This window comes from Streptomyces sp. NPDC048288, assembly GCF_043201555.1.
Classification (GTDB): Bacteria; Actinomycetota; Actinomycetes; order Streptomycetales; family Streptomycetaceae; genus Streptomyces.
Window position 1 is genome coordinate 478,759 of sequence record NZ_JBICZD010000003.1, and the last position, 23,735, is coordinate 502,493.

At 72.7% G+C, this 23,735-nt stretch carries 17 protein-coding genes; 4 read left to right on the forward strand and 13 right to left on the reverse strand.

The genetic code is table 11. The annotated features are described in order from the left end of the window. Positions 1 to 5: 5 nt before the first annotated feature. Positions 6 to 545 carry a DoxX family protein gene (locus tag ACGFZS_RS13445; protein ID WP_393795197.1) on the reverse strand — a complete coding sequence of 180 codons (540 nt, stop codon included), beginning with the start codon at positions 543 to 545 and terminating at the stop codon, positions 6 to 8. A 240-nt stretch (positions 546 to 785) separates the two neighbouring features. Beyond that, the gene (locus ACGFZS_RS13450; protein WP_393795198.1) at positions 786 to 2,063 is read right to left on the reverse strand and encodes a hypothetical protein; all 1,278 of its coding nucleotides are present in this window, start codon (positions 2,061 to 2,063) and stop codon (positions 786 to 788) included. 188 nt (positions 2,064 to 2,251) lie between these two features. On the opposite strand from ACGFZS_RS13450, the gene ACGFZS_RS13455 reads away from it, so the two are divergent. Then, the gene (locus ACGFZS_RS13455; RefSeq protein ID WP_393795199.1) at positions 2,252 to 3,139 is read left to right on the forward strand and encodes a DUF4429 domain-containing protein; all 888 of its coding nucleotides are present in this window, start codon (positions 2,252 to 2,254) and stop codon (positions 3,137 to 3,139) included. A gap of 134 nt (positions 3,140 to 3,273) precedes the next feature. Here ACGFZS_RS13455 and ACGFZS_RS13460 read toward each other — a convergent pair whose 3' ends face one another. Continuing rightward, positions 3,274 to 4,068, reverse strand: coding sequence for a class II aldolase/adducin family protein (locus ACGFZS_RS13460; RefSeq protein ID WP_355711211.1), 795 nt, complete (start codon positions 4,066 to 4,068; stop codon positions 3,274 to 3,276). 139 nt (positions 4,069 to 4,207) lie between these two features. Between ACGFZS_RS13460 and ACGFZS_RS13465 the strand changes: the two genes are divergently transcribed. Then, positions 4,208 to 4,717: a pyridoxamine 5'-phosphate oxidase family protein gene (locus ACGFZS_RS13465; RefSeq protein WP_393664496.1), complete on the forward strand. Its 510-nt coding sequence runs from the start codon at positions 4,208 to 4,210 to the stop codon at positions 4,715 to 4,717. Positions 4,718 to 4,741: 24 nt separating this feature from the next. On the opposite strand, the gene guaA is transcribed toward ACGFZS_RS13465, so the two are convergent. Further along, positions 4,742 to 6,322, reverse strand: a complete 1,581-nt coding sequence (gene guaA / locus ACGFZS_RS13470) for a glutamine-hydrolyzing GMP synthase (RefSeq protein WP_393795200.1) — start codon at positions 6,320 to 6,322, stop codon at positions 4,742 to 4,744. A 283-nt stretch (positions 6,323 to 6,605) separates the two neighbouring features. Between guaA and ACGFZS_RS13475 the strand changes: the two genes are divergently transcribed. Then, the gene (locus tag ACGFZS_RS13475) at positions 6,606 to 6,887 is read left to right on the forward strand and encodes a chorismate mutase (RefSeq protein WP_365694276.1); all 282 of its coding nucleotides are present in this window, start codon (positions 6,606 to 6,608) and stop codon (positions 6,885 to 6,887) included. 619 nt (positions 6,888 to 7,506) lie between these two features. Here the strand turns inward: ACGFZS_RS13475 and ACGFZS_RS13480 are convergent. Then, entirely contained in the window at positions 7,507 to 8,661 is a 1,155-nt protein-coding gene (locus ACGFZS_RS13480; protein ID WP_393795201.1) for a hypothetical protein, read from the reverse strand. Positions 8,662 to 8,877: 216 nt separating this feature from the next. Between ACGFZS_RS13480 and ACGFZS_RS13485 the strand changes: the two genes are divergently transcribed. Continuing rightward, the gene (locus ACGFZS_RS13485; protein WP_393795202.1) at positions 8,878 to 9,903 is read left to right on the forward strand and encodes an LAETG motif-containing sortase-dependent surface protein; all 1,026 of its coding nucleotides are present in this window, start codon (positions 8,878 to 8,880) and stop codon (positions 9,901 to 9,903) included. Positions 9,904 to 9,999: 96 nt separating this feature from the next. On the opposite strand, the gene ACGFZS_RS13490 is transcribed toward ACGFZS_RS13485, so the two are convergent. The 8 genes from ACGFZS_RS13490 to ACGFZS_RS13525 all read right to left on the reverse strand — a co-directional run bounded on the left by ACGFZS_RS13490 (position 10,000) and on the right by ACGFZS_RS13525 (position 23,624). Beyond that, entirely contained in the window at positions 10,000 to 11,778 is a 1,779-nt protein-coding gene (locus ACGFZS_RS13490) for a GMC family oxidoreductase N-terminal domain-containing protein (RefSeq protein WP_393795203.1), read from the reverse strand. Positions 11,779 to 11,856: 78 nt separating this feature from the next. After that, positions 11,857 to 13,485, reverse strand: a complete 1,629-nt coding sequence (locus ACGFZS_RS13495; protein WP_393795204.1) for a succinic semialdehyde dehydrogenase — start codon at positions 13,483 to 13,485, stop codon at positions 11,857 to 11,859. 136 nt (positions 13,486 to 13,621) lie between these two features. After that, positions 13,622 to 14,533 carry a serine/threonine-protein kinase gene (locus ACGFZS_RS13500; protein WP_393795205.1) on the reverse strand — a complete coding sequence of 304 codons (912 nt, stop codon included), beginning with the start codon at positions 14,531 to 14,533 and terminating at the stop codon, positions 13,622 to 13,624. A 144-nt stretch (positions 14,534 to 14,677) separates the two neighbouring features. Then, positions 14,678 to 14,941 carry a hypothetical protein gene (locus tag ACGFZS_RS13505; RefSeq protein WP_393795206.1) on the reverse strand — a complete coding sequence of 88 codons (264 nt, stop codon included), beginning with the start codon at positions 14,939 to 14,941 and terminating at the stop codon, positions 14,678 to 14,680. Between the two features lie 65 nt (positions 14,942 to 15,006). Then, the gene (locus tag ACGFZS_RS13510; RefSeq protein ID WP_393795207.1) at positions 15,007 to 16,617 is read right to left on the reverse strand and encodes a serine/threonine-protein kinase; all 1,611 of its coding nucleotides are present in this window, start codon (positions 16,615 to 16,617) and stop codon (positions 15,007 to 15,009) included. Between the two features lie 136 nt (positions 16,618 to 16,753). Continuing rightward, positions 16,754 to 18,400 carry a serine/threonine-protein kinase gene (locus ACGFZS_RS13515; RefSeq protein ID WP_393795208.1) on the reverse strand — a complete coding sequence of 549 codons (1,647 nt, stop codon included), beginning with the start codon at positions 18,398 to 18,400 and terminating at the stop codon, positions 16,754 to 16,756. 135 nt (positions 18,401 to 18,535) lie between these two features. Next, positions 18,536 to 21,304 (reverse strand): protein kinase, encoded by a 2,769-nt coding sequence (locus ACGFZS_RS13520; protein ID WP_393795209.1) that lies wholly within the window; start codon positions 21,302 to 21,304, stop codon positions 18,536 to 18,538. A 136-nt stretch (positions 21,305 to 21,440) separates the two neighbouring features. Further along, positions 21,441 to 23,624 (reverse strand): serine/threonine-protein kinase, encoded by a 2,184-nt coding sequence (locus ACGFZS_RS13525; RefSeq protein WP_393795210.1) that lies wholly within the window; start codon positions 23,622 to 23,624, stop codon positions 21,441 to 21,443. Between the last annotated feature and the right edge of the window lie 111 nt (positions 23,625 to 23,735).

Genomic DNA, 23,735 nt, shown 5'->3' on the forward strand with positions numbered 1-23,735 from the left:
CGGGCTCAGAGGCCCAGCGCGGCCCGTGCGGAGCGGTGTCGGCGCCTGGCGCGGAGCATCGCGTCCAGGGAGAGATAGGGGGCACCCGCGAGGACCAGGGGCAGCCAGGCCATCAGGTAGGCGAGGTCGTTGCCGTAGTAGTAGGGGGAGTTGGCCCAGCTGATGGTCAGCCAGAGGCTGAGCGAGATCAGCGCGCCGCCGAGCGCGGCCAGGCGGGCCAGCAGGCCGAAGAGGGTGCCGAGGCCGACGGCGAGTTCACCGATGGCGATCGCGGTGCCGAAGCCGACGGGGTTCTTCAGGGCCAGGTCGATCATGGCCGGGATCGCGGCGGAGTCACGGACGGCGCGCATGGTGTCGCCGATGGACCCGGAGCCGCCGGACTTCAGGAAGGTGCTGCTGGTCAGTTTGTCCAGACCGGCGTAGATGAAGGTGACGCCCAGGAAGATCCGCAAAGGAAGGAGGGCGTATCGGGTGGCGGTGTCCCGCAGGCCGCGGTCGCCGTCGAGATACGGGGTGTGCGTGTCCGAACGAATGCCGTGAGTCATCGCCAGTAGCCGCCTCTCGCCGCTGTGCCCAGGGCCCCTCAACAGACCATACGTACGACAACGGCGACCCGCTCAACCCTCCTCCGGAAGTTTTTCCGATTTTCTGCCGGTCTTCGTCCCCCGGAACGGCGGAGGCGGGAGGGGGAGCAGCGGCAGGAGGGGCGCCGGCCGACAGCGGTCCGGGAGACCCGAAGAGGTGAGGCCGGACAGGGGCGGTCCTTCACCCTCCCGAGGGTGACCTCACTCCGTGACCTCGACCACGCACCGGTTGGTCGCCACCCCGGCCGCCGTCACCACCTGGACCTCGACCCAGCCGGGTTCCACGTCGGCCGGGACGGGGACCTTGAGGACGGTTTCGGTGGGGTTGCTGAAGCCGCCGCTGACGGGGACCAGGGGGACGTGGACGTTGACGGCGCCGATGCGGACGACCATGCGGGAGAGGCGGTCGGCGGCCTGGGCGCCGGGCGGGACGAAGCCGGTGCCGCGGATCTCGATGTCGTCGCCGGTCCGGATGGGGGCGTCCAGGTCGCCGGCCTCCCGGGCGCGGACGACGGAGAGGATCACCGGGCGGCCGCCGTCGGCGTACTTGCCGGCGAGATAGGTCGCGGCGGAGATCAGGACCACCGTCGCGAGGCCCCAGGGCAGGTCGGGGAGCTGGTCGGGGCGGCGAGCGAGCCGTACCGCGGCGAAGACGAGGGCGACGGCGCCGATGACGACGTACTGGATGTCGGCGAAGGTGCCGCGGCCGGCGTCGTCGGTGAGCAGGTCGGCGGCGCGGGGGCGGTGGGCGCGCACCTTCTGCAGGCGCTGGCCGAGGATGCGCAGGCCGACCACCCGGCGGACCAGGACGGCGATACCGCTGACCACGGCGAGGACGGTCACCACCCCGGCGCCGCGGGCGAGGTCGAGGCCGGAGATGAGGGCGTCGCGTTCGGCGGGAGAGGAGGCGGCGGCCAGACGGCCGGCCAGGACGAGGACGGCGTAGGCGACGAGGAGAACCCAGGAGGCGGCCACGGTGCGGGAGGTGGACATGCGGTTGTCCTCGCCGATGACGGGAGCGAGTACCCCGCCGCGCGAGCGGTGGAACCAGGAGGCGGCGGTGAGCGCGAGGGCCATGATCAGGGCGGCGATCAGGCCGGCGGTGCGGGCGCTGGTCCAGCCGGTGCCGATCGCGGTGAGGGCCTGGGTGAGAAGCATGATCACGACGGCTGCCCACACGGTGCACACGGTGCGCAGCCAGAGGCGGGCGAGCCAGGCGTCACCCTCGGCGCGGCCGCGTTCGGCGACGACCTCTGCGGACTGGGTCAGTTCCTCGGAGACCCACTGGCGGGAGGCGGAGACGGAGTGGGCCACCGCCGCGGGCAGCCCTTGTCCGGCCGCGAACTCGTCCCGTTTGAGGAGGAATTCGGCGACCGCCCGCCGGTGTCCCTCGCGTGCCCCGTGCGGGCAGTCCCCGCACGCGCAGCCGCCGCCGTGGACACCCGAACCGGCGCCCTGCCTCGCCTCCTGCACCGCCACGCCCGACGCCTGCCTTCCCCACGCCCGGGGCACGACGCGCGGGGCCCTCCCCGGGGCCGGACGACGTCATGCAACTCCCTTGTGTCGACAGCGAATTGTGCCCTACGCCACGCCCTTCGCGTTCAGTGGGTTGGTCACGACGGGTGAAGGTACGGCCGACATGTTGACCCGGCTGCGAGAATTTCCCCATGGCCGAGATCATCCAGCGGGACGGGACCTGGGCCTTCGACGGCAGCACGGTCCGGATCACGCCGGGACGCCACCGCTCCGTTCCGCTGTTCCGGCAGACCTACGGGGAGATCGCCGTACCGCTGGAGGCGGTGGCGGGGGTGGTGTACGAGCCGGAGCGCAGGCGGGGGCGGCTGAGGATGCGGCTGCGCGAGGGGGCGGACCCGTTGCTGCAGGCGACGGGCGGGCGGTTGCCGGAGGCGGCGGATCCGTACCGGCTGGCGGTGGACGAGGACCGGTCCGGGGTGGCCGAGTACGTCGCGGAGGAGATCCGGCACGCGCTGCTGCTGGACCAGATCCCCGCCGAGCCGACGAAGGCGTATCTGCTGCCGGGGCCGCCGGTGCCGGTGTCGGTGCGGTCCTCGGACGGCACGGTGTCCTTCGACGGTACGCGGGTGCGGATCGACTGGGCGGACACCTCGGACCGGGTGAAGCGGGCGACCGGGCCGCGGATCATCGGCGTCGGCGAGCTGGTGCAGGTGGAGTGGCTGCCCAACTCCGGCTACGAGGACGGTTTCCTGAGGTTCGCGACCCGGGAGACGGTGTTCTCGAAGCTGCCGGCCGAGCGCGACCCGTACGCCCTCGACCTGTGGGGCAGTGTCCGCCGCGACCTGCTGACGGCGCTGGTCGCGGCGGCGGTCACGGCCCGGCTGCCGCATCCGTCGTCCCGGGCGGAGCCGGAGTACGCCGACCGGGAGCGGCCGCCGGCGTCCGTGCCGCGCCAGCCGGCCGACCACCACGACGTGCTGCTGCGCAGGCTGCGGGAGTTGGGCGAGCTGCACCGGGACGGGGTGCTCACGGACGAGGAGTTCGCACAGACAAAGGCAGCCGTACTGCGCACCTTCTGAACCGGGGCCGGCAGCAGCGCCCCCAAGGGGCGCTGGGGGTACCCCCAGCCGAAGGCTGGAGGAGGAACCGCGCGACCAGCCACGACGGCGCGGCAGACGCCGGACAGCAGATCGCGGCACTTCCAGCGGAGCGCCTAGCTCAGCAGGTCCGGTTCGCTGCGGCTGATGTCCTGCCACAGGGGCTGGTAGTTGATCCAGGCCACCAGGTCGCCGCCGAGCTGCTCTCGGGTGGCGACGGCCAGTTTGTGGTCGATCAGCAGCGGGCGGCCGGCGGCCCTGGCGGTGAGCTGGACCTGCGCGGACTTCTCCATCGACAGGAACCACCAGGCGGCCGCGTCCACCGAGTCGCCGACGGTCAGCAGCCCGTGGTTGCGCAGTACCAGCGCCTTGCGGGAGCCGAGGGCGTTCGCGATGCGGCGGCCCTCCTCGGCGTCGACGGCGACGCCGGTGTAGGCGTCGTAGAGGGCGTGGTCCTCGTAGAAGGCGCAGCTCTCCTGGCTGATCGGGTCGAGCAGGTCACCGAGGGCGGAGAGGGCGCGGCCGTGCACGGAGTGGCAGTGGGCCACGGCGACGACGTCCGGGCGGGCCGCGTGCACCTGGGCGTGCACGGTGAAGGCGGCCTGGTTGACGTGGTAGCGGCCCTCGATCACCTGGCCGTCCTGGTTGGCCAGGACGAGGTCGCTGACGGTGACGTGCTTGAAGGGCATGCCGAAGGGGTTGACCCAGAAGCAGTTCGAGTACTCGGGGTCGCGGGCGGTGATGTGGCCGGACACCCCGTCCTCGAGTCCGGACCGGCCGAAGATCCGCAGCGCGCCCGCGAGCCGCTCCTTGCGATGCCGGCGCTCGTCGTCGAGCGAGTCGTACATCGGCGGCATCGCGAACTGGAGCTGATCGGTGGGCAGCGGCAGGGGCGGAGTCGGCCCGTGCATAGGTCCTCCAGCACTGGGTGTGTGTTACGGGCGGAAGTTACCGCCGGTCAGTGCAGGAAAACAGAGCTGCTCTGTAAAGATGACGCGCGCGAGCAAATCACGACAGAAGATGTCGGGTATCGGCACCAGACTGGCCTGTATGACACGCACAACCCGTACGACCGGAACAGCCGGCGCCGGCTGGGCGGCCTTCGCCGCCGCCGCGCCCGACCTCGCGAAAACCGTGGAGGAGCGCTTCGCCGCCCACCGCCACCATGTCCTGGCCACCCTCCGCAAGGACGGCTCCCCCCGCACCTCCGGCCTGGAGGTGCGCATCGTGCACGGCGAACTCTGGCTCGGCATGATGCCGGACTCGCTGAAGGCGCGGGACCTGCTGCGCGACGCGCGGTTCGCGCTCCAGGCGAATCCCGGGGACGGCACCGGGATGGGCGGCAGCGGGGACGTACGGATCGCCGGACGGGCGCATGAGGTGACGGACCCGGCGGTGCACGGGGCGTACCGGGAAGAGGTGGAGGCACCCGAGGGGCCGTTCCACCTCTTCCGGACCGAGCTGACGGAGGTCGTGAGGACCTACGTCGAGGACGACACGTACCTGGTCGTCGAGGCCTGGCGGCCGGGCGAGCCGGTGCGCTCGGTCAAGCGCACCTGAGCCCGAGAACCCCGGGAAGGGGGCCTACTCCCACTCGATGGTGCCCGGCGGCTTCGAGGTGACGTCGAGGACGACGCGGTTGACGTCGCGGACCTCGTTGGTGATCCGGGTGGAGATCTTCGCGAGGACCTCGTACGGCAGCCGGGACCAGTCGGCCGTCATGGCGTCCTCGGAGGAGACCGGGCGCAGCACGATCGGGTGGCCGTAGGTGCGGCCGTCGCCCTGGACGCCGACGCTGCGGACGTCCGCGAGCAGGACCACCGGGCACTGCCAGATGTCGCGGTCGAGACCGGCCGCGGTCAGCTCCTCGCGGGCGATGGCGTCGGCGTCGCGGAGCAGGTCGAGGCGCTCCTTCGTGACCTCGCCGACGATGCGGATACCGAGGCCGGGACCCGGGAACGGCTGGCGCTGGACGATCTCCTCCGGCAGGCCGAGCTCCTGGCCGACCATCCGGACCTCGTCCTTGAAGAGCTTGCGGAGCGGCTCGATGAGCTTGAACTCCAGGTCCTCGGGGAGGCCGCCGACGTTGTGGTGCGACTTGATGTTCGCGGTGCCGGTGCCGCCGCCGGACTCGACGACGTCCGGGTAGAGGGTGCCCTGGACCAGGAACTCCACGGCCGGGCCCGCGTCCGCGATGATCTCGGCCTGGGCCTGCTCGAAGACCCGGATGAACTCGCGGCCGATGATCTTCCGCTTCTGCTCGGGGTCCGAGACACCGGCCAGCGCGTCGAGGAAGCGGGCCTCCGCGTCGACGACGACCAGCTTGACGCCGGTCGCGGCCACGAAGTCCTTCTCGACCTGCTCGGTCTCGCCCTTGCGCATCAGACCGTGGTCGACGTAGACGCAGGTCAGCTGGGAGCCGATGGCCCGAGCGACGAGGGCCGCGGCCACCGCGGAGTCGACGCCGCCGGACAGGCCGCAGATGGCGCGCCGGTCGCCGACCTGCTCGCGGATCGCGGCGACCTGCTCGTCGATGACGTTGCCGGTGGTCCAGGTCGGCTTGAGGCCCGCGCCCCGGTACAGGAAGTGCTCCAGGACCTGCTGGCCGTGCGTGGAGTGCATGACCTCGGGGTGGTACTGGACGCCGTAGAGCTTCTTCTCGTCGTTCTCGAAGGCGGCGACCGGGACGACGTCCGTGGACGCGCTGACGGTGAAGCCCTCGGGGGCGGCGGAGCAGGCGTCGCCGTGCGACATCCACACGTGCTGCTCGGCGGGGGTGCCCTCGAAGAGGGTGGAGGACGCCTTGGAGACGTGCAGGTCGGTACGGCCGTACTCGCGGGCGCCGGTGTTGTCGACGGTGCCGCCGAGGACCTGCGCCATCAGCTGGAAGCCGTAGCACATGCCGAAGACGGGGACGCCGGCCTCGAAGAGCGCGCGGTCCAGGCGGGGGGCGCCCGCCTCGTACACGGACGAGGGGCCGCCGGAGAGGATGATCGCCGCCGGGTTCTTGGCGAGCATCTCGGCGACCGGCATGGTGCTGGGCACGATCTCGCTGTAGACCCTGGCCTCGCGGACGCGGCGGGCGATGAGCTGGGCGTACTGCGCGCCGAAGTCGACGACCAGGACGGTGTCGGGAGCGGCGGCAGCGGGAGTCGCTGATGACACGGGGTGCCTTCCGGCGGTCTGGGCGGGGGTCTGTGCCACCGATTCTAACGGGGTGGGCGCGGGGCACCTCCGTGACGGGGTGTGGCATACTCGCCCCCATGCTCACGCAGACGACCTTCCTGTTTACCTATGGCGACCGGCCCACCGGCTGCCATGGTCGTGCTGCTTGAGCTACTGACAAGCGACTTCCCCAGGCGCCCCGGGCCGACAAGGTCCGGGGCGCCTGGTGTTTCTCCGGATCCTGCCGCTCCGGGGCACCTCCCTTCAGCTGAGGAGCCCCGACATGACCGCCCTCGATGTGACCGGTGCCCGTACCGCAGAGGCCGCCGATGTGATCTCCGGTGCGCGGGAGCGCATCGACGCGCTCGACGACCGGATCATCGGTCTGATCCAGGAACGGATGGCCGTCTCCGCCGTCGTCCAGGAGGCCCGGATCGCCTCCGGCGGCCGGCGCGTGAACCTCTCCCGGGAGATGGAGATCCTCGGCCACTACAGCGACGCCCTCGGCAAGCCCGGCACCGCCCTCGCCATGACGCTCCTGGAGCTGTGCCGGGGTCGCATCTGAGTCGGGCGGACCTGAGTTCGGTACGGCTCTCACCCGTACGGCGCGTGACCGGCACGCGAACCGCTTCGTTGGTGGGGTGTCCGTGCCAGCCAGGGGCGGGCCCGAAGAACCACGCGTGGCTCGCTGGGGCGATGAGGCGTACGGAACGTGCCGTGCGTCGTGGGACCTCGCTCCAGTCAAGTGACCGGACGGCAGGGGACAGCAGCCCGGTCACCCAAGAGACGGCCGGCTCCGGGGACGCCCGGGGCCGACCGGCGGAAAATTGCAAAAATGCACAAGGGCTGGGTCAAACGGTTGCGGAGGCCGCGGACATCCAGCACGATGCGTAGAAGGCCCGCAAAGCCTTCAGAGCTCCCAAGTCCCAGTTCAGGCAACGGTATTGCCGTGTACCGACCGTCCGCCAAAGGTCGAGACCAGCGGTACGCCCCGAGCGCGCCGGGGCGCCGACCCGGGGTACGGACGGCGGTACAGGGCACAGAGACCAGCGGCGCAACCCCCCGGCGCCGCTTCCAGGCACCGGCGCTGCCCTGACGTCGGTGCTGACGGAAGAAGGGCCCCGCGGCTCCGTCCCGCGGGGCCCTTCGCCTGTCCCGGCGCGGCCCCCACCATCCCCCTGCTGCTAGGTGCGGCTCACCGTGCCGCAGCCCTGCGGCCCCTTGCGGAGGTCGCGGCTGCGGTCGTACGGGTCGATCGCGGGGCCGGTCGGGGAGGCGCTGCTCGTCGCGGCCTCGGACGCGGCTTCGGACGCGAACTCGGGGTGGAAGTAGCCGTCGTTGATGTCGCAGGCGGAGTTGCCGGCGTCCTCGTCGTAGCTCACGAGGGTCAGCCTGCCGGGGGTGACCTGGTAGTGGGCGGGGTCGGGGAGTTCGGTGTCGATGACCCGGCGCACGATGGTGCGGGCGACCTCGGTGGAGCCGTCGTTGCGGACGAGCGGGTAGACGAAGGTGTAGTCCGCGTGCACGGCCACGCCCTCGAACTTGCCCTTCGCGAAGGTGATCCGGCCGCGGAGCTTGATGACCTTGCCCGCCAGCTTCACGTCCTCGGGGTCGAACCGGCTGAAGAGGGACAGCGGATCGTGGGTCTTGCTCGGCTTGCGCAGCCCGGTGTTGAGCTCGTCGAGCAGGCCGGGCTGCTTCGGGTCGAGCACCGCGAGCGCGGCGTCCGGGTGGGCGCCGACCACGACCTCGGGGTCCAGGTTGGCCTCGACCAGCAGCTTCTTGGTCTGCTGGAGGGCCAGCTCCACCCGGTCCTTCGGGATGGCGCCGAGCGCGGTGGCCTTGGGCAGCACGATGCCGGCCGCACCGCCGGCCCAGCGCAGCGCCGGGGAGCCGGCGAACGGGTGGGCCAGGGTGGGGATGTCGGCGGCGACCGCGGAGGGCGGTGCGGTCGGGGCGGCGGTCTCGTCGGGCAGCGGCGAGGTGGCGGCGTCCGTCCGGGAGGACGAGCCGAACGGATCGCCGGGGATCAGCGAGGGCCGCATCGCCACGACGGCCACGGCGACCGCCAGCGGCAGCCCGACCACCGCCCACACCTTGCGGCGCCGGGCCGCCCGCCCCTCCTGCTCCCCCAGGGAGGGCCCGGCCCGCCACCCCGCGGGCTCCCCCTGCTGCCGCTTGAGCCGTTCGGTCACCTCACGGGCCCGGGCGGAGGGCTCCTTGGGGGCGGACTTGCGGATGTCGCGCTCGCTGTCGCGGAGAAACTGCTCCCATACCTCGTCGGATATGGAGGACGACGGGTCGTCCCCCGACGACTGCTCGGACCCTCTGTCAGACATGACACTCTCTCGTTCGGCCGTTCGACGGGCCGAGAATAGCCATGACCATGCCTACTCAGGCAATCCACATAAGCGCCACAGCGCCCTCGAATTCGAGTGACCCACGTCACATGGGAATTCTGTGAATGCGGAGGCAACCATTCACCGGATTCACCGGTCACATCAGCGGAACCAGCGGTTACATCCATTCACCGCGCCTGAGTCACGGGGGTCCTGATGAAGCTTCGTCGCGCCATGGCCGCGGCAGCCGCCACGGCTGTCATCGCGCCACTCGCCCTGCTGTCCGCGCCGGCCGCGTTCGCGGAGGACACGGCGTCGCCGTCCGCGTCCGACAGCGCGCAGAGCGAGATCCCGAGCGACACGGCCTCGGCCTCCCCGTCGGACTCCGCGTCGGCCTCCGACTCCGCCTCGCCCAGCGACAGCAGCTCGGCGTCCGCGTCGGCCTCCGACTCCGCCTCCCCCAGCGACAGCGCGAGCGCGTCCGCCTCGGCGGAGCCGTCCGACTCGGCCGAGCCCAGCGAGGACCCGTCCGACCCGGACGTGCCGTACTGCGAGGACCTCGACGAGGACTTCGGCAACGCCAGGGTGTCCGCCGACATCAAGGGCCTGCCCGGCAAGATCGTCGCGGGCGACGGCTTCCACCGGTTCGAGCTGGTCGTGACGAACGACTCGAAGACCACCGTCGACGGCGTCGCCTTCTACGCCGAGATCGAGAACTACGAACTCGACGAGTCGAAGTACCTCAGCCCGTACGTCGACCTGGAGTTCAAGAACCCCGACACCGGCTCCTGGGACCGGATCGGCAGCGACGACTGGGCCGGCGACTACTTCTTCTACGTGGAGAAGCTGAAGTCCGGCGCGAGCCGCTCCGTCGACCTGCGGGTCTCCCTCGACGCCAAGGCACCCGCCGGGGACGCCTACTCCTTCGGCTCCGGCGCCTACCTCGACAAGGTCGACGGCCAGGACTGCATCGCCGAGGGCTGGGCCCAGTACGACTTCACGGTTCTCAAGGCCGGTTCGTCCAACCCCGACCCGGGCGAGGCCACGCCCAGCGACGACGGCGGCAAGGACTCCGTGAAGAAGCCGCAGGGCGATGTCTCCGACCTGCCGACCGGCAACCTCGCCGACACCGGCTCCAGCTCGGCGCTCCCGGTCATCGGGCTCGTCGGCGGGGTCGCGGTCGTGGCGGGCGCCGGCGCGGTGTTCGTCGTACGCCGCCGGAAGGCGGGCGCGGACTCCTAGACAAGGTCGCGCGGACCGCCGGGACACGGCGGCCGCGCACCGGATGAAGAGGGACCTGGGCTCGGAGGGGGGCTCAGGTCCCTCTTCGATGTGCGGCTACTTCTTGGGCGGTACGGCCGGGATGCCCAGGAACGGCAGCCGCAGCGCGCCGAAGGCGTCCGCCGGGACCGCCGGGCTGTGCGGCTCGACCGGCTCGATCCGCGCGTACGCCTCGCCCTGCCGCGGGCGCGGGTCCGCCTCGCCCTTGTTCGGCCAGTACGACATCGCGCGCTCGGCCTGTGCCGTGATGGTGAGGGACGGGTTCACGCCGAGGTTCGCGGAGACGGCGGCGCCGTCGACCACCGAGATGCCCGGGTGGCCGTAGACCCGGTGGTACGGGTCGATGACCCCGGTCTCGCGGGAGTCGCCGATCGGGCAGCCGCCGAGGAAGTGGGCGGTGAGCGGGGTGCCCATCAGCTCGCCGACGTTGCTGCCGGCGAAGCCGTTGATCTCGGCGGCGAGCACGGTGGCGGCCTCCGAGGCGGCCTTGATCTGCTTGGGGTTGGGGGCGCCGTGCCCCTGCCGGGCGGTGAGCAGGCCCTTGCCGACGCCGTCCGGTTTCAGGTACGTCGTCAGGGAGTTGTCCAGCGACTGCATCACCAGGCCGATGATGGTCCGCTCCGACCAGCGCCGGTTGGAGAGCGAGCGCAGGACCAGGAGGGGGTGGCGGGCGGCGTTCGCCAGCCAGCCGAGGACCCGGGAGGAGCCCTCCGTGTACGGCACCTGGAGGATCGACAGGCCGCCCATCGCGTTGGAGCCCTTGCCGTAGCGGACCGGCTCGATGTGCGTGTTCGCGTCCGGGTGGATGGACGAGGTGATCGCGACGCCCTGGGTGAAGTCGGCCTTCGGGGTGCCGTGCGCCTTGCGGTAGCGCCGGTCGTCGGTCTGGGCGCCGACCAGGGCCTCGGAGTTGGTACGGGTGAGGTCGCCGAGCCGGTCGGAGAGGTACGGCAGCTGGCCGCCCGCCTTCATCCGGTGCAGCAGGGTCTGGGTGCCGTACGTGCCGGCCGCGACGACGACCCGGCGGGCCGTGAAGATCCGGCCCTCCGCCTTCCTCTTGTCGTCCGTGGGGAGGGTCGCGATCGCGTAGCCGCCCCGGGAGTCGTCGGTGACGGAGACGACGGTGGTCATGGGGTGCACCTCCGCGCCCGCCTTCTCGGCGAGGTGGAGGTAGTTCTCGTTGAGGGTGTTCTTCGCGCCGTGCCGGCAGCCGGTCATGCACTCGCCGCACTCGGTGCAGGCGTTGCGGGCGGGGCCCGCGCCGCCGAAGTAGGGGTCCGCCACCGGGTCCCCGGGCGCCGCCTTCGACTCGCCGTCGGCGTCCTTGCCGTCGCCGAAGAAGACGCCGACCGGGGCGAGGTGGAAGGTGTCGCCGACGCCGAGCTTCTCCGCCGCCGCCTTCAGGTGGACGTCGGAGGGGGTCATGGTCGGGTTGAGCCGTACGCCGAGCATGCGCTGCGCCTGGTCGTAGTACGGCTTCAGCTCCTCCTGCCAGTCCGTGATGTCACGCCACTGGGGGTCGTCGAAGAAGGGCTTCGGCGGGATGTAGAGGGTGTTGGCGTAGTTGAGCGAGCCGCCGCCGACGCCCGCGCCGGCCAGGACCATGACGTTGCCGAGGAGGTGGATGCGCTGGATGCCGTAGCAGCCGAGCTGCGGGGCCCAGAGGTAGTTCTTGATGTCCCAGGAGTTCTTGGGGAGGGATGCGCGGGTGAAGCGGCGGCCCGCCTCCAGGACGCCTACGCGGTAGCCCTTCTCCGTGAGGCGAAGGGCGGTGACGGAACCGCCGAAGCCTGAGCCGACGACTATGACGTCGTAGTCGTAGGTGTCCTGGGGCACGGGTGCTCCTCGTTGAGTTTCGCGTGCGGGTGGATCGTGGTTGCTCGCGCAGTTCCCCGCGCCCCTACGGGGCGCTGCTCAGCGCAGCCTCAGTGCCTTCATCACCTTCAGGCTGGTGCTCATGAACTGGGCGTACTTCTCGTCGTCCATGCCCAGGGCGGGGGCCATGGGCAGGAGGCGCTGCTGGGCGACGGTCTGGGCCTCGGTGTACTTGAGGATGCCCTCCGAGCCGTGGCGGCGGCCGAGGCCGGAGTCCTTCATGCCGCCCATCGGGGACTGGACGCTGCCGTAGGCGGGGGCGTAGCCCTCGTTGACGTTCACGGTGCCGGTGCGCAGGCGGGCGGCGACCTCCCGCCCCTTGGCGCCGTTCTTCGTCCAGACCGACGAGTTGAGGCCGTACGGCGTGCCGTTGGCGTGCTCGACTGCCTCGTCCTCGGTCTTGAAGCGGTAGATCGAGACGACCGGGCCGAAGGTCTCCTCGGTGCAGACGGACATCGCGTCCTCGACGCCGTCGAGGATGGTCGGCTCGTAGAAGTAGGGGCCGATGTCGGGGCGGGCGGTGCCGCCGGCGACGACGGTGGCGCCCTTCTCGACGGCCTCGTCGACGTGGCGGGTGACCGTCTCCAGCTGCCGTTCGCCGACCAGGGAGCCCATGTCGGCGCCGTAGGCGAGGGAACGGCCCAGGCGCATGGCCTTGGTGCGGGCGGCGAAGCGCTCGACGAAGGCGTCGGCGATGGACTCGTGGACGTAGAGCCGCTCGATGGAGATGCAGAGCTGGCCGGCCGAGGAGAAGCAGGCGCGGACCGCGCCCGCGGCCGCCTTATCGATGTCGGCGTCCGCCAGGACCAGCATGGCGTTCTTGCCGCCGAGTTCGAGGGAGACGCCGACCAGGCGGGCGGCGGCGCCCTGGGCGACCTCGCGCCCCGTGCGGGTGGAGCCGGTGAAGGAGACGTAGTCGGCGTGCCGGACCACCTCGGGGCCGACCACCGGGCCGTCGCCGATGACGACCTGGAAGACCTCGGCGGGGAGCCCGGCCTCGATGAGGAGGTCGCGGGCCCACAGGGCGGTCAGGCAGGTCTCGGTGTCCGGCTTCATGACGACCGCGTTGCCCGCGACGAAGGCGGGGAGCGCGTCGCCGACGGAGAGTTCGAGGGGATAGTTCCAGGGGGCGATCTGGCCGACGACACCGCGCGGGTGGCGCAGTTCGGTGACCTTGGTGAGGGTGGGCATGGCGCCCGCGTGCCGCTTGGGGCGGAGGTAGGCGGGGGCCTTGCGGCCGTAGTGGCGGGCGGCGACGGCGACGGCCTGCACCTCTTCATGGGCGTGCAGGCGGGCCTTGCCGGTCTCCAGCTGGATGAGGTCGAGGACCTCGGCCTGGCGGGCCAGGATCAGGTCGTGGAAGCGGAGCAGGACGGCGGCGCGCTGCCGTACCGGCACCTTCGCCCACACGGCCTGGGCGGCGCGGGCCGCGTCGAAGGCCTTGGCCACGTCCTCGGGGGTGGACTCGGGCAGGTCGGCCAGCTTCTCGCCGGTGAACGGCGTGTGGTTGGCCGTACGGCCGGAGCCGGCGACGCCCTTGGTGAGCTGGGCGACCAGCTCGGGCGTGACCACGTCGGCGGCGGTTCGGGCCCCTGCGGGTGCGGGGGCGAGGGGGTTCGTGCCGGTCGTGTCCGTACCGGTCTTCTCCGTGGCCTGCGAGTCCGTCATGTGCCGCAGGGTATTCGGGAGCGGAGCCTTTGGGTACCCGTGGGTAACCCGGTTTCACCGAGTGCACACACGGCGCCAGTGATCACTGGCAGGGAATGCGCTGATCAGGGGGTTGGACGGGGACGATCAGCGCCGGTCAGCCGCGTTCCGGTTTTTTGGCGAGAAGCAGGCCGAGGGCGGCGAAGGGGGTCAGGCGGCGGGGTTCGGGGTCCGGTGCGGCCGGGGGGTGGACCGAGTCCGGGTCCGAGTCCGGGGCAGGTACCGGAGCCGGGGCCGGGACCGCCGGGGGTTCGGTCACCCATGCCGGCAGGCTCACCCCGGCGGCCTCGGCGAGCGCCTCGGCGGCTTCCGGGGCCGTCGGCCGGGCCTCCGGTTCGGGGGCGAGGAGTTCATCGAGGAGCGGGCCGAGGGGGCCCTCCGCGCCGCCGGCCGCGGCCCGCAGCAGCGCGCCCAGCGACCACAGGTCGGAGGCGGGCCCGGCACCGTGCCCCGCACCGCACTCGGGCGCCGCGAAGTCACCGTCGCCCTGTCCCTGCGGCCCGGCCCCGATACCGAAGTCGGTGACGACGACCCGCTCGCCGCCGGCCGCCAGGAGGACGTTGGAGGGCTTCAGGTCACGGTGCACGATGCCGACGCCGTGGGCGGCGTGCAGCGCGCCGAGGACGGCGAGCCCGATGCGGGCGGCCTCCGGGGCGGGCAGCGGCCCACGGGCGGCGAGGGCCGCGTCCAGCGCCTCCCCCTCCACCAACTCCATGACGACCCACGGGAGTTCGTCCTCGACACAGACGTCGTGAATGGCGACGGCGGCCGGGTGGTCGACGCGGGCGGCGGCGCGGGCCTCGTGCAGCAGGCGATGTGCGGCGCGCCGGCGTTCCTCGTCGTCCGGCTCGCCGGCCGGGCGCGGCTCCTTGACGGCGACCTGCCGCCCGTCCTGTTCGTCGCGGGCGCGCCACACGGTCCCGGTCGGCCCGGAGCCGATGCGCTCGGTGAGCCGGTAGCGCCCGCCGATCAGACGTCCCTCGACCGGCTGTTCGCCGTCTTCACTCATGCCCCATGAGTACCTTGCGCACCACGGACTTGTCGAAGCGGCGCGGTCAGCGGTGTGCGGGGCGCGCGCCCCTCCCGGGGGAAGGGGCGCGCGCACCTCAGATGTCGACGCCTCCGAGGGAGAGTTGGGCGAGCTGGGTCGGGGTCAGGACGCCCGCGTAGGTGTGCACCTCGTCGATCGCGCCGGCCAGGTGGTCCGTCCCGCCGTCCGGGTGAGGGTGCGGCCGGCCTGGAGGGCGCCGGTGGGCGTCCAGGAGTTCGCACCGGCGACGCCGGCCGTGGCGGCGGGGTAGCTCGACCCCACGTACAGCCGGAGTTCGTCGGCCTGCCCGTCGTAGACCAGCGCGAGGTACTCGTCGCTGGACGCGGCCCAGTCGGCGGGCGCGCCGACCGGCCAACATCGGATCATGAGGAGGATGACCGCAACTCGTCCGCCGGGCAACGCATTTGATCCACGCGAGGCCGGGCAGGACCTCAGCCCGCCGTGAACGTGTCGATGGCGACGTCGAAGTACTCGCGTGCCTCCCGCACCTTCCCGACCGGCGCCGACACCCACACGTCGTACATCCGCCCGCCCTCCTCCCAGCACAGGTCGTAGGTGTGCCGGGGGCCCTCCGTCGCGCTGAAGCCCTTCCAGGTGAACTCCCAGAAGGCGGCCGGGTGTCCGGCGTGCGTGGTGTCGCTGACCAGGCCGTCGTGGTAGCCGGGGTTGGTGCTCGGCCCCTCGGCCGCCGCCCGCCGCATCACCGCGCCCGGTCCGCCGGTCTGCGGGTCGGAGACCTTGACGCCGAGCCGGAAGGTCTGCCCCGGCGACAGGTAGAAGACGCGTTCCCCTTGCGGGTCGCGGGTGAAGTCCTCCGGTACGGCGAGGGAGAAGCCGGCCGGGTCCTGCGCATGCCGGTACCCGGAGGGGACCGTGGGAGAGCGGGTGGGCGAGGCCGACGGCGCGGTGGAGGACACGGTGGGGGAAGGGGCCGCGGAGGATGCCGTGTGCGACGCGGAGACGGCCGTCGTGCTCCCGGGGCCCGGGGCGCCGCCCCCTCCCCCGCCCCCGTTGAACAGGAGCGTCGCCGCCGACACGCCGGCCCCGGCCATCGCCGCGACCAGCAGCGCGGCGACCAGCACACCGCGCGGGGAGTACCGGGCCGGTCCGGCCGGGTCCGGTACCGGTACCGGCGGGCGCGGCACGTCCCGCTGGGTCGGCGTGTACGGCGCGGCGCCGACGCTCTCCGTCGTCGTCACGACCGCCACCGCCCCGGTCTCCAGGAACCCGCGGAGCATCCGCTCGGCCTCCGCCGCGTCCAGCCGCCGCTCGGGATCCCGCTCCAGCAGCCCGCGCACCACGGGCAGCAGCGGCTCCGCCTGGGCGGGTGGCCGGATCTCGTCGGAGACCACGGCGTGCAGGATCCCGCCGAGCGAGTCGCGCCGGAACGGCGACTCGCCGCTGAGCGCCGCGCACAGCAGCGCGCCCAGCGACCACAGGTCGGACGCGGGACCGGCCCGGGTGCCGGACATCCGCTCGGGCGCGGTGTACTCGGGCGAGCCGACGAAGGAACCGGTCTCGGTGAGCGTGGTGGCGCCCGCGACCTGGGCGATACCGAAGTCGGTGAGCACGACACGCCCGGTCGCCGCCTCGACGAGCACGTTCGCCGGCTTGATGTCCCGGTGCAGCACCCCGGCCCGGTGCGCGGTCGCCAACGCGCTCAGCAGGGCGATCCCGATCCGCGCGGCCTCACCGACGTCCACCGGCCCGTTCCGGGAGATCCGGTCGGCGAGCGAACCGCCGTCGATCAACTCCATCACGATGTACGGGCGTTCACCGTCCTCCACCACGTCGTGCACGACGATGATGTGCGGGTGGTGGAGTTGCGCGACGGCCTGTGCCTCACGCAGGGTGCGGTCGCGGCGCAGCCGGGCGTCGTCCTCCGGCAGCGAGTCGTCGACGGTGAGTTCCTTGACGGCGACCTGCCGTCCCAGCAACTGGTCGGTCGCCCGCCATACGACACCCATCCCGCCCCGCCCGAGCCGCGCGTCCAGGCGATAACGCCCCGCGACCAGACGTACGGCTTCCCCGTCGGTCCCCATGGCCCCATGATGCCGCACCGGACGGACCCCTTCCGGCGCGGCGACCGGCCAAGTACGCCGCCCCGCGCCGCCGCCCGCCACCGCCCCGCTTCGGGTGCGGTCGTCCTCGGCGGTGCGGTCGTCCTCGGCGTGCGGGTCAGCCCTCCTGGAAGCCCCGCAGGATCACGTCGAACTGCTTGCTGGTGGTGTCCCAGTCGTCGGCCGGCGAGGCCTCGTAGAGGGCGTACTCGGTGCCGGCGCTGTTCATCCAGCCGACGTCGATCGCGTGGTAGGGCCCCGGGTAGTAGTGGGGCGCGTCCTGGGCCCGCGCGTCCCAGGTGTACTCCCAGCGGACGCCCGGCTGGTCGCGGAAGAGCTCCTCCTTGAGGCTCAGCTCGTTGTAGTCGATCAGCCGCTTCGAGACCTGCCCCTGCAGGTTCTTCATGTGCGCGTACGAGGTGCTGTAGTCCGGCGCGGTGTCGACGGCGACCCGCACGAGGTGCTTGCCCTTGTCGGGCGAGTAGTCGACCTGCTGGAGGCCGTCCTGGTCGATGGAGACGGACCGCTTCCACCCCTTGGGCAGGGAGATGCTGAAGCCCACCGGGTCCTTGCGCCGCTCCCAGCCGGCGGGCACCGTCGCCGTCCCCTGGCCGCCCCCGTCGCTCGGCGAGGCACTGGCGCCGTCGCCGGAACCGGCGGCCGGAGTCGACGAGGAGTCGACGGAGCCGCCGGGGCTGTCCGTGCCGAACTGCTGCAGCGCCACCGCGACGCCCCCGCCGACGACCGCCGCCAGGGCGACGACCAGGGCGAACGTCCGCAGCCTGAACCGCTTCGCCGGTGCGGGCGCGGGCACCGGCGCGGGCCCGATCGTCACCGGCGGATACGGCGTACCGGTGGCCGACTGCACGCGGGTACCGGCGCCGGACCCGATCCCCGTGATGTCGTACCCCGACCGCCCCGTCGGCACGTACGCCTGCGCCGAGCTCGGCCGGCGGCCCTCCGCCGCCTCGGCGAGCATGTGCTCCAGTTCCTCGGGGCCGGGCCGCTCGGCCGGCTCCTTGCGGAGCAGTCCGGTGATGACCGGTGCCAGCGGGCCCGCGTTGAGCGGCTCGCCGACCTCGTCCTCGACGACCGCCTGCATGGTGGTCAGCGGTGAGGTGCGGCGGAACGGCGAGCGCCCCTCCACCGCGGTGTACAGCGTGGCGCCCAGCGCCCACAGGTCGGAGGAGGGGCCCGGATCGTGCCCGCGCACGCGCTCCGGCGCGAGGTAGTCGACGGATCCCACGACCTCCCCGGTACGGGTGATGGTCGTGTCGCCCTCGATCTGCGCGATGCCGAAGTCGGTGAGCAGGACCCGGCCGTCCCGGCCGAGCAGCACGTTGCCCGGCTTGACGTCCCGGTGCAGCACCCCGGCGCTGTGCGCGGCACGCAGCGCGCGCAGCACCCACAGCCCGATCCGCGCGGCCTCCCGCGGGTCGATGCGCCCCTGCTCCTTGACCGCGTCGGCCAGCGAGTGGCCCTCGACCAGCTCCATGACGATCCACGGGCGGCCGTCGTGTTCGAGGACGTCGTGGACCGTGACGACGGCGGAGTGGTTGATGCGCGCGGCGGCGCGCGCCTCGGCCCGGGTACGGGCCAGCAGGACGGACTGCTCGCTCTCGGAGACGTAGAGCGCGGCCGTCAACTCCTTGATGGCGACGGCCCGGTGCAGCACCTCGTCGTGGGCTCGCCACACCCGGCCCATGCCGCCGCTGCCGATGGTGTCGGCGATCCGGTAGCGGCCCGCGATGAGCAGGCCCTGCATCTGATTCACGTTGCCCCGCAATGCTCTTGTCAGGGCCAGACTAAGGACCGGCCCCGGGTCATGGAACGGGTGGGGTCCCACGGAGACAGCACTGTGACGGTTCTCGCGGAACGCGTTACCGCCGCTTACCGCCGCTCAGCCCGTGTACTTGTACGTCGTCGACGCCTGCTCGTACAGCGCGGTGACCTCGTCCCGTTGCGACTCCGGGCCGCGGACCTGCACGATGTGGTACCGCCCGTCGATCAGGAAGACCATGTTCCGTACGAACAGGTCGCCCTCCTGGCCGTCCGTCCAGGTGAACTGGCCCTCGGCGGACACCTGCTGGCCCACCGTGATGGTGCGCAGCCCGCCGGCCGTGGCCCAGCTGGAGTCCCGGTACGGCTGCAGCTCCGGCTCCTTGTCCCGCTGGTACGTCATCGGGTCGTCGCCGTAGGTCGCCGCGCTGTCCCGCCCGGCGACCACGATCAGCTCGAACTTCCCGTGCGAGTAGATCACCTGGCCGCTGCCGTTCTTCGGCGTACGGGTCCAGCCGTCGGCGACGGCGATCCGGAAGCCGTTGGGATCGTCGCGCAGGGTGAACCCGTCGGCGGCCGTGCCACCGGTCGAACCGGCGGTGGTCTGGGTCTCGGTGGACGGGGTCGACGTCGGGGACGGGGTCGGGGTCGGAGTGGGCGTCGGGCTCGGCGCGGTGCTGACCTCGCCCGCCGCGCCCGTCCGGTCGCCGGTCCCCGCGCCGCCGTCGTCCGCGCTGCCCTTCTTCGGCAGGAACAGCATGGCGTACGCGACCGCCCCGGCCAGCAGGAGCAGCACCAGCAACAGCAGCGTACGGCCCAGTTTCCGCGGCGACCTGGTCTGCTCCCGGGCCCGCTTGTGCCGCCCGTGCGGGCTGGTCGCCGGGAGCCCGGCCCGCCGCCAGCGCACCAGCTGCCCGCGCCGCCGGACGATCGGCAGCCGCTTGGGATCGGTGGGCGGGGCGGCGACGACATGCGTGCCGGCGTCCGGCTCGGGCGCGGACCGCACCAGCGAGCGCAGCCAGCCGCGCAGTTCCTCGAAGTCCAGCCGCTCGGTGGGGTCCTGACGCAGCAGCGACTCCACGACCGGCCGCAGCGAGCCGCACTCCTCCGCGAAGGCGGGCGGCTCCGAGCACACCAGCTGCACCAGCTCGGCCGTCGACTCCTCCGGATACGGCGCGTGCCCCTGCACCGACCGGAACAGCAGGGCGCCGAGCGCCCACAGGTCGGTGGCCGGTCCGATGGGCGCCGCCAACTGCCAGTTCTCGTGCACCGGAACGGCCTGCTCCGGCGCCCAGCGCTCGGTCACCGGCCCCACCACGGTCATCCGCACCTGCCGCGCCCGCTCGGCGGCCAGCGCGGTGGCGGGCCCCCGCCGCCCGGGTACGACGGCGGGCTCGCCCCAGCGGGCGGGGGAACCGGCCGCCTGCGCGGGCACGACGGCCTGCGGAGCGTCGGTGCCGGGCCCGGCGGCCGGCAGCGCGGTGCGCTCCTGGCCATCGGCCGGTACGGGCGGCACCCCGGGCTGGGTCCTGGGCACGGCCCCGTGCCAGGGCGAGGGCGCGCCGCGCACCCCGTACGGGTCGGCGATCTGACCGGGCGGCCCGCCGGGGGCGGTGCGCTGATCCCCGCCCGGATCCTGCGCCTGCGTCTGCGCCTGCCCGTTGGCGTACGGCGGCTGTGCCCCTCCGTTGGGGTACGGCGGCTGTGCCCCTCCGTTGGGGTACGGCGGTTGCGCCGCGCCGTTGGCGTGTCCCGGTCCGTACGGCTGCTGCGGGGCGGTCGGCCCGGTGCTGTCCGGCTCGGCCGGACGCCGGGCGCCGGGCAGCGCGGCCCGGCCGTTCTGGGCCTCCTGGACCCGCGCGGCCGCTCTGGCCCCCGCCCGGTACGCGGCGATCGCCCCGGCCCGCGCGGCCCGGATGTCCCCACCGGTTTCCAGCGCCCGCCGCTCCACGGCGCCCGTACCGGCACCGCCCGGACCCTCCTCGGCACCGGCCGCCGGCAGCCCGCCGGCCGCCCGCGCCTGGATGGCGGCACGCCGGGCGGCCTCGGGATCCGCCTCCATGGCTCCGGGCGCCCCCGGCGCGCCGGGTGTACCACCCTGCGCACCACCAACGCTCCCGATGCCCCCGGCGGGAACACGTCCCGGACCCCCCGGACCGCCTTGCCCGCCGGGAACGGCCGAAGGGGCCGAGGTGCCCGCGGCGGCGGAGGAACCTTCCGCCTGCCCGCCCGGCCGCCCTCCGCCGGTCTGCCCGCCGCCCTCGCCCTCCGGCGCAGGCACCGGGTCGTAGCCGCAGAGCGCCTCCTCCGCCGCGCCGACCGCGAGGCCGGTCAGCAGCACCCGGCCGTCGTCGCAGACGAGGACCGTGCGGGCGGTGATGTTGCGGTGCACCCAGCCATGGGCGTGCAGCACCCGGAGCGCCATCAGCACGTCGGAGGCGACCTCGGCGGCGCGGTAGGGGCTCAGCGGCTGTTCGAGGAGGAGCGCGGACAGCGGCCGTGCGGCGACCGACTCGCTGACGATCCACAGCGAACCGCCCTCGGCGAACACGTCGAAGACCTGGTCGAGGCGGGGATGGTCGGGGATCCGCGCGGCGGCCTGCGCGGCCTCGACGGCGCGCCGCACCACGGGATCGCTGGGCCGGCGTGTCGCGGTCCTGGCCGACGGCGGCCGGCGCGCGCCTCCGTCACGGGCTGTGAACCCCTCGGGCAGCCCCTCCGCGTCGAGCACCTCCGCCTCGACGACCTCCGGCAGCGGCACCTGCCGGACGAACACCTCCTGCCCGCTGTAGGTGTCGAAGGCCCGGGTCTCCCGGAGTTCGTACTCGTCGGAGGGGGGCAGCGGCAGGCGGTAGCGGTCGGCGAGTACCCGACCCGCATAGTCGTCCACGTAACCTCCCCCGGCCGCCGGTTGGTCAAATCCGTTCGCTGAGCGGCCCGTTCTGTATGCATACCTGGATGCGTACGGTCCGCAACCACTCACGATACGTGCCGGAGGCAATTCGCATTGTGGGGATGCGAATTTGTCACTTCGGCTCGAAGGACCCCGTCAGCGTCTTCCAGGTGTCCTTGCGCAGCTCACTGCTCCAGTCGGCGGCCTTCGCGGTGTACATCAGCGCGTACCCCTGGGTCGAGCTGACGACGAACCCCCGGTCGATCGTCCGGTACTCGGTGCCGCTCTCCGCGTAGGTGAACTCCCAGTCGGCCGTGTTCCAACCGCGGTAGCTCACCTTGGCTATACGGATCTTCTGGTACTGGGAGCGCGTCATGTACTGCTCCTGGTTCTCCCAGTCCGCCACCGGATCGCCCTTGGGCGAGCTCGTCCACGCCACCAGCAGCTTCTGCCCGTCGGGGCCGACGAAACGGTCACCGGCGGAGCTGCTGGTCTGGAACTTCCAGCCCTTGGGCAGCCCGATCGAGTACCCCTGGTTCCCGCTGTACGTCTTCACCACCGGGGCGCTGCCACCGTCACTGCCGCTGCCACTGGAGTTCGACGTGGAGGCGGCGTCGTCGCCCGAGGCGTCCGAGTCGTCGCCGCTCCCGGAGGCCGCGCTCGCCGAGGAGCCGCCGTCCGCTTTCGTGTCGCCGCTCGTGTCCTCCTTGGTGGTGGCATCGGAGCCGGACCCCGAACCGGCACTGGCGCTCGCGCTCGCCCCCGAGGTCGCCACCGCCTTGGAACCGCCGCTCTTGCCGCTTCCCTTGCTGTCGTCATCGCCGCCGCCGAGCGTGAGGGCGAGCACCGTGCCGAGCACCGCGAGCACCACCACCACAGCGATGATCACCAGGGTCCGCTTCGGCACCACGTCGGTGATCGGCGCCCGGGGCACCGGGCGCGGCGCCAGGTCCAGATCCGGCGGCGGCACCACGGGCCACCCCGAACTCGCCTTCCCGGCCGCGGGCTTGGCCCCCGCCGAGGCGGCGGCAGCGGATCCACCGGCGGCCGGACGCGCACCCGCGACCGACCCCGGGGCCGACGCCGAACCGGCCGGACCGCCCGAACCGGAGGCGACCGGACCCGCGGCACCCTTCGACGGCACGTTCTGCGGCGGCACGTTCTGCGGCGCCGCGCTCTTCGCCTCGGCGCTCTTCGCCTCGGTGCTCTTCAGCTCCGCGCTCTTCGCTTGGGCGTTCTTCGCCTCGGTGCTCTTCGCCTCGGCGTTCTTCGTCCGGGCCACGGCCGCGACACCCGCCGCCGCCGCGGCCTTGCGCACGGACCGCAGCGCGCCCCGCCGCTTCTCCCCGGCCGCCTCGCCCCGCTTGGCCCCCGCGCCCTGCTCCTGCGGCGGAGCGTCCGGCTGCGGCGGCAGCGGTACGACGCGGGTGGCGTCCAGCGGCGCCTCCGCCGGCAGGTCGATGACCGCGTTGAGCATCGCCCGGGCGCCCGCGTCGTCCAGCCGCTGGGCCGGGTCCTTGGTGAGCAGCCCGTAGATGACGTCCTTGAGCGGTCCCGCGTTCTTGGGCTCCTCCAGCTGCTCGGTCATCACCGCGGTGAGCGTGGCGATCGCCGACCCCTTGTCGTACGGCGGGGCACCCTCGACCGCCGCGTACAGCAGGCCGCCGAGCGACCACAGGTCGGCCGCCGGGCCGGGCTTGTGACCGCGGGCCCGCTCCGGGGAGATGTAGGAGGGGGCGCCGACGAGCATGCCGGTGGAGGTGATGGACGGGTCGCCCTCGACCTGGGCGATACCGAAGTCGGTGAGCACGACCCGGCCGTCGCCCTCGGAGATCAGCACGTTGGACGGCTTCACGTCCCGGTGCAGGATGCCCTCGCGGTGGGCCGACCGCAGCACGTCCAGGATCGCGAGCCCGACCTCGGCCGCGCGCTTCGGCTTCAGCAGGCCGTCCTCGCGGATGACCTCGGCCAGCGACTTGCCCTCGACCAGCTCCATCACGATCCAGGGCCGGTCGTCCTCCTCGACCACGTCGAAGACCGTCACCGCGCTGTTGTTGCGGATCCGGGCGATCGCCTTGGCCTCGCGCAGGGTGCGCGTGATCAGGCGCCGCTTCTCCTCCTCGTCGATGTTCGACGGGAACCGCAACTCCTTGACCGCCACCGTCCGGCCGAGGGTCTCGTCCTCGGCCCGCCACACCGTGCCCATGCCGCCGCGGCCGAGTACACCTCCCAGCCGGTACCGCCCGGCGAGAAGACGCTCACTGTTGTCCTGACGAGTCTCCTGACGAGAAGTCCCCGCCCGCTCCGCCTCCGACATGCGTCCCCTCATGCAACCCGCCCTGACAGAGCCTTCATTGTCCCTCACCCGACAAGTGCCCGACGCCCAGGGGGCCCCTGACCGCGCATCGGGGCCGGCCGACCGGAACCC

Excerpts from the sequence above, each read along its gene's own strand:
- ACGFZS_RS13445 (WP_393795197.1), bottom strand. The coding sequence starts at position 545 with ATGACTCACGGCATTCGTTCGGACACGCACACCCCGTATCTCGACGGC.
- ACGFZS_RS13455 (WP_393795199.1), top strand. The coding sequence starts at position 2,252 with ATGGCCGAGATCATCCAGCGGGACGGGACCTGGGCCTTCGACGGCAGC.
- ACGFZS_RS13460 (WP_355711211.1), bottom strand. The coding sequence starts at position 4,068 with ATGCACGGGCCGACTCCGCCCCTGCCGCTGCCCACCGATCAGCTCCAG.
- ACGFZS_RS13465 (WP_393664496.1), top strand. The coding sequence starts at position 4,208 with ATGACACGCACAACCCGTACGACCGGAACAGCCGGCGCCGGCTGGGCG.
- ACGFZS_RS13475 (WP_365694276.1), top strand. The coding sequence starts at position 6,606 with ATGACCGCCCTCGATGTGACCGGTGCCCGTACCGCAGAGGCCGCCGAT.
- ACGFZS_RS13480 (WP_393795201.1), bottom strand. The coding sequence starts at position 8,661 with ATGTCTGACAGAGGGTCCGAGCAGTCGTCGGGGGACGACCCGTCGTCC.
- ACGFZS_RS13485 (WP_393795202.1), top strand. The coding sequence starts at position 8,878 with ATGAAGCTTCGTCGCGCCATGGCCGCGGCAGCCGCCACGGCTGTCATC.
- ACGFZS_RS13495 (WP_393795204.1), bottom strand. The coding sequence starts at position 13,485 with ATGACGGACTCGCAGGCCACGGAGAAGACCGGTACGGACACGACCGGC.
- ACGFZS_RS13500 (WP_393795205.1), bottom strand. The coding sequence starts at position 14,533 with ATGAGTGAAGACGGCGAACAGCCGGTCGAGGGACGTCTGATCGGCGGG.
- ACGFZS_RS13505 (WP_393795206.1), bottom strand. The coding sequence starts at position 14,941 with ATGATCCGATGTTGGCCGGTCGGCGCGCCCGCCGACTGGGCCGCGTCC.
- ACGFZS_RS13510 (WP_393795207.1), bottom strand. The coding sequence starts at position 16,617 with ATGGGGACCGACGGGGAAGCCGTACGTCTGGTCGCGGGGCGTTATCGC.
- ACGFZS_RS13515 (WP_393795208.1), bottom strand. The coding sequence starts at position 18,400 with ATGCAGGGCCTGCTCATCGCGGGCCGCTACCGGATCGCCGACACCATC.
- ACGFZS_RS13525 (WP_393795210.1), bottom strand. The coding sequence starts at position 23,624 with ATGTCGGAGGCGGAGCGGGCGGGGACTTCTCGTCAGGAGACTCGTCAG.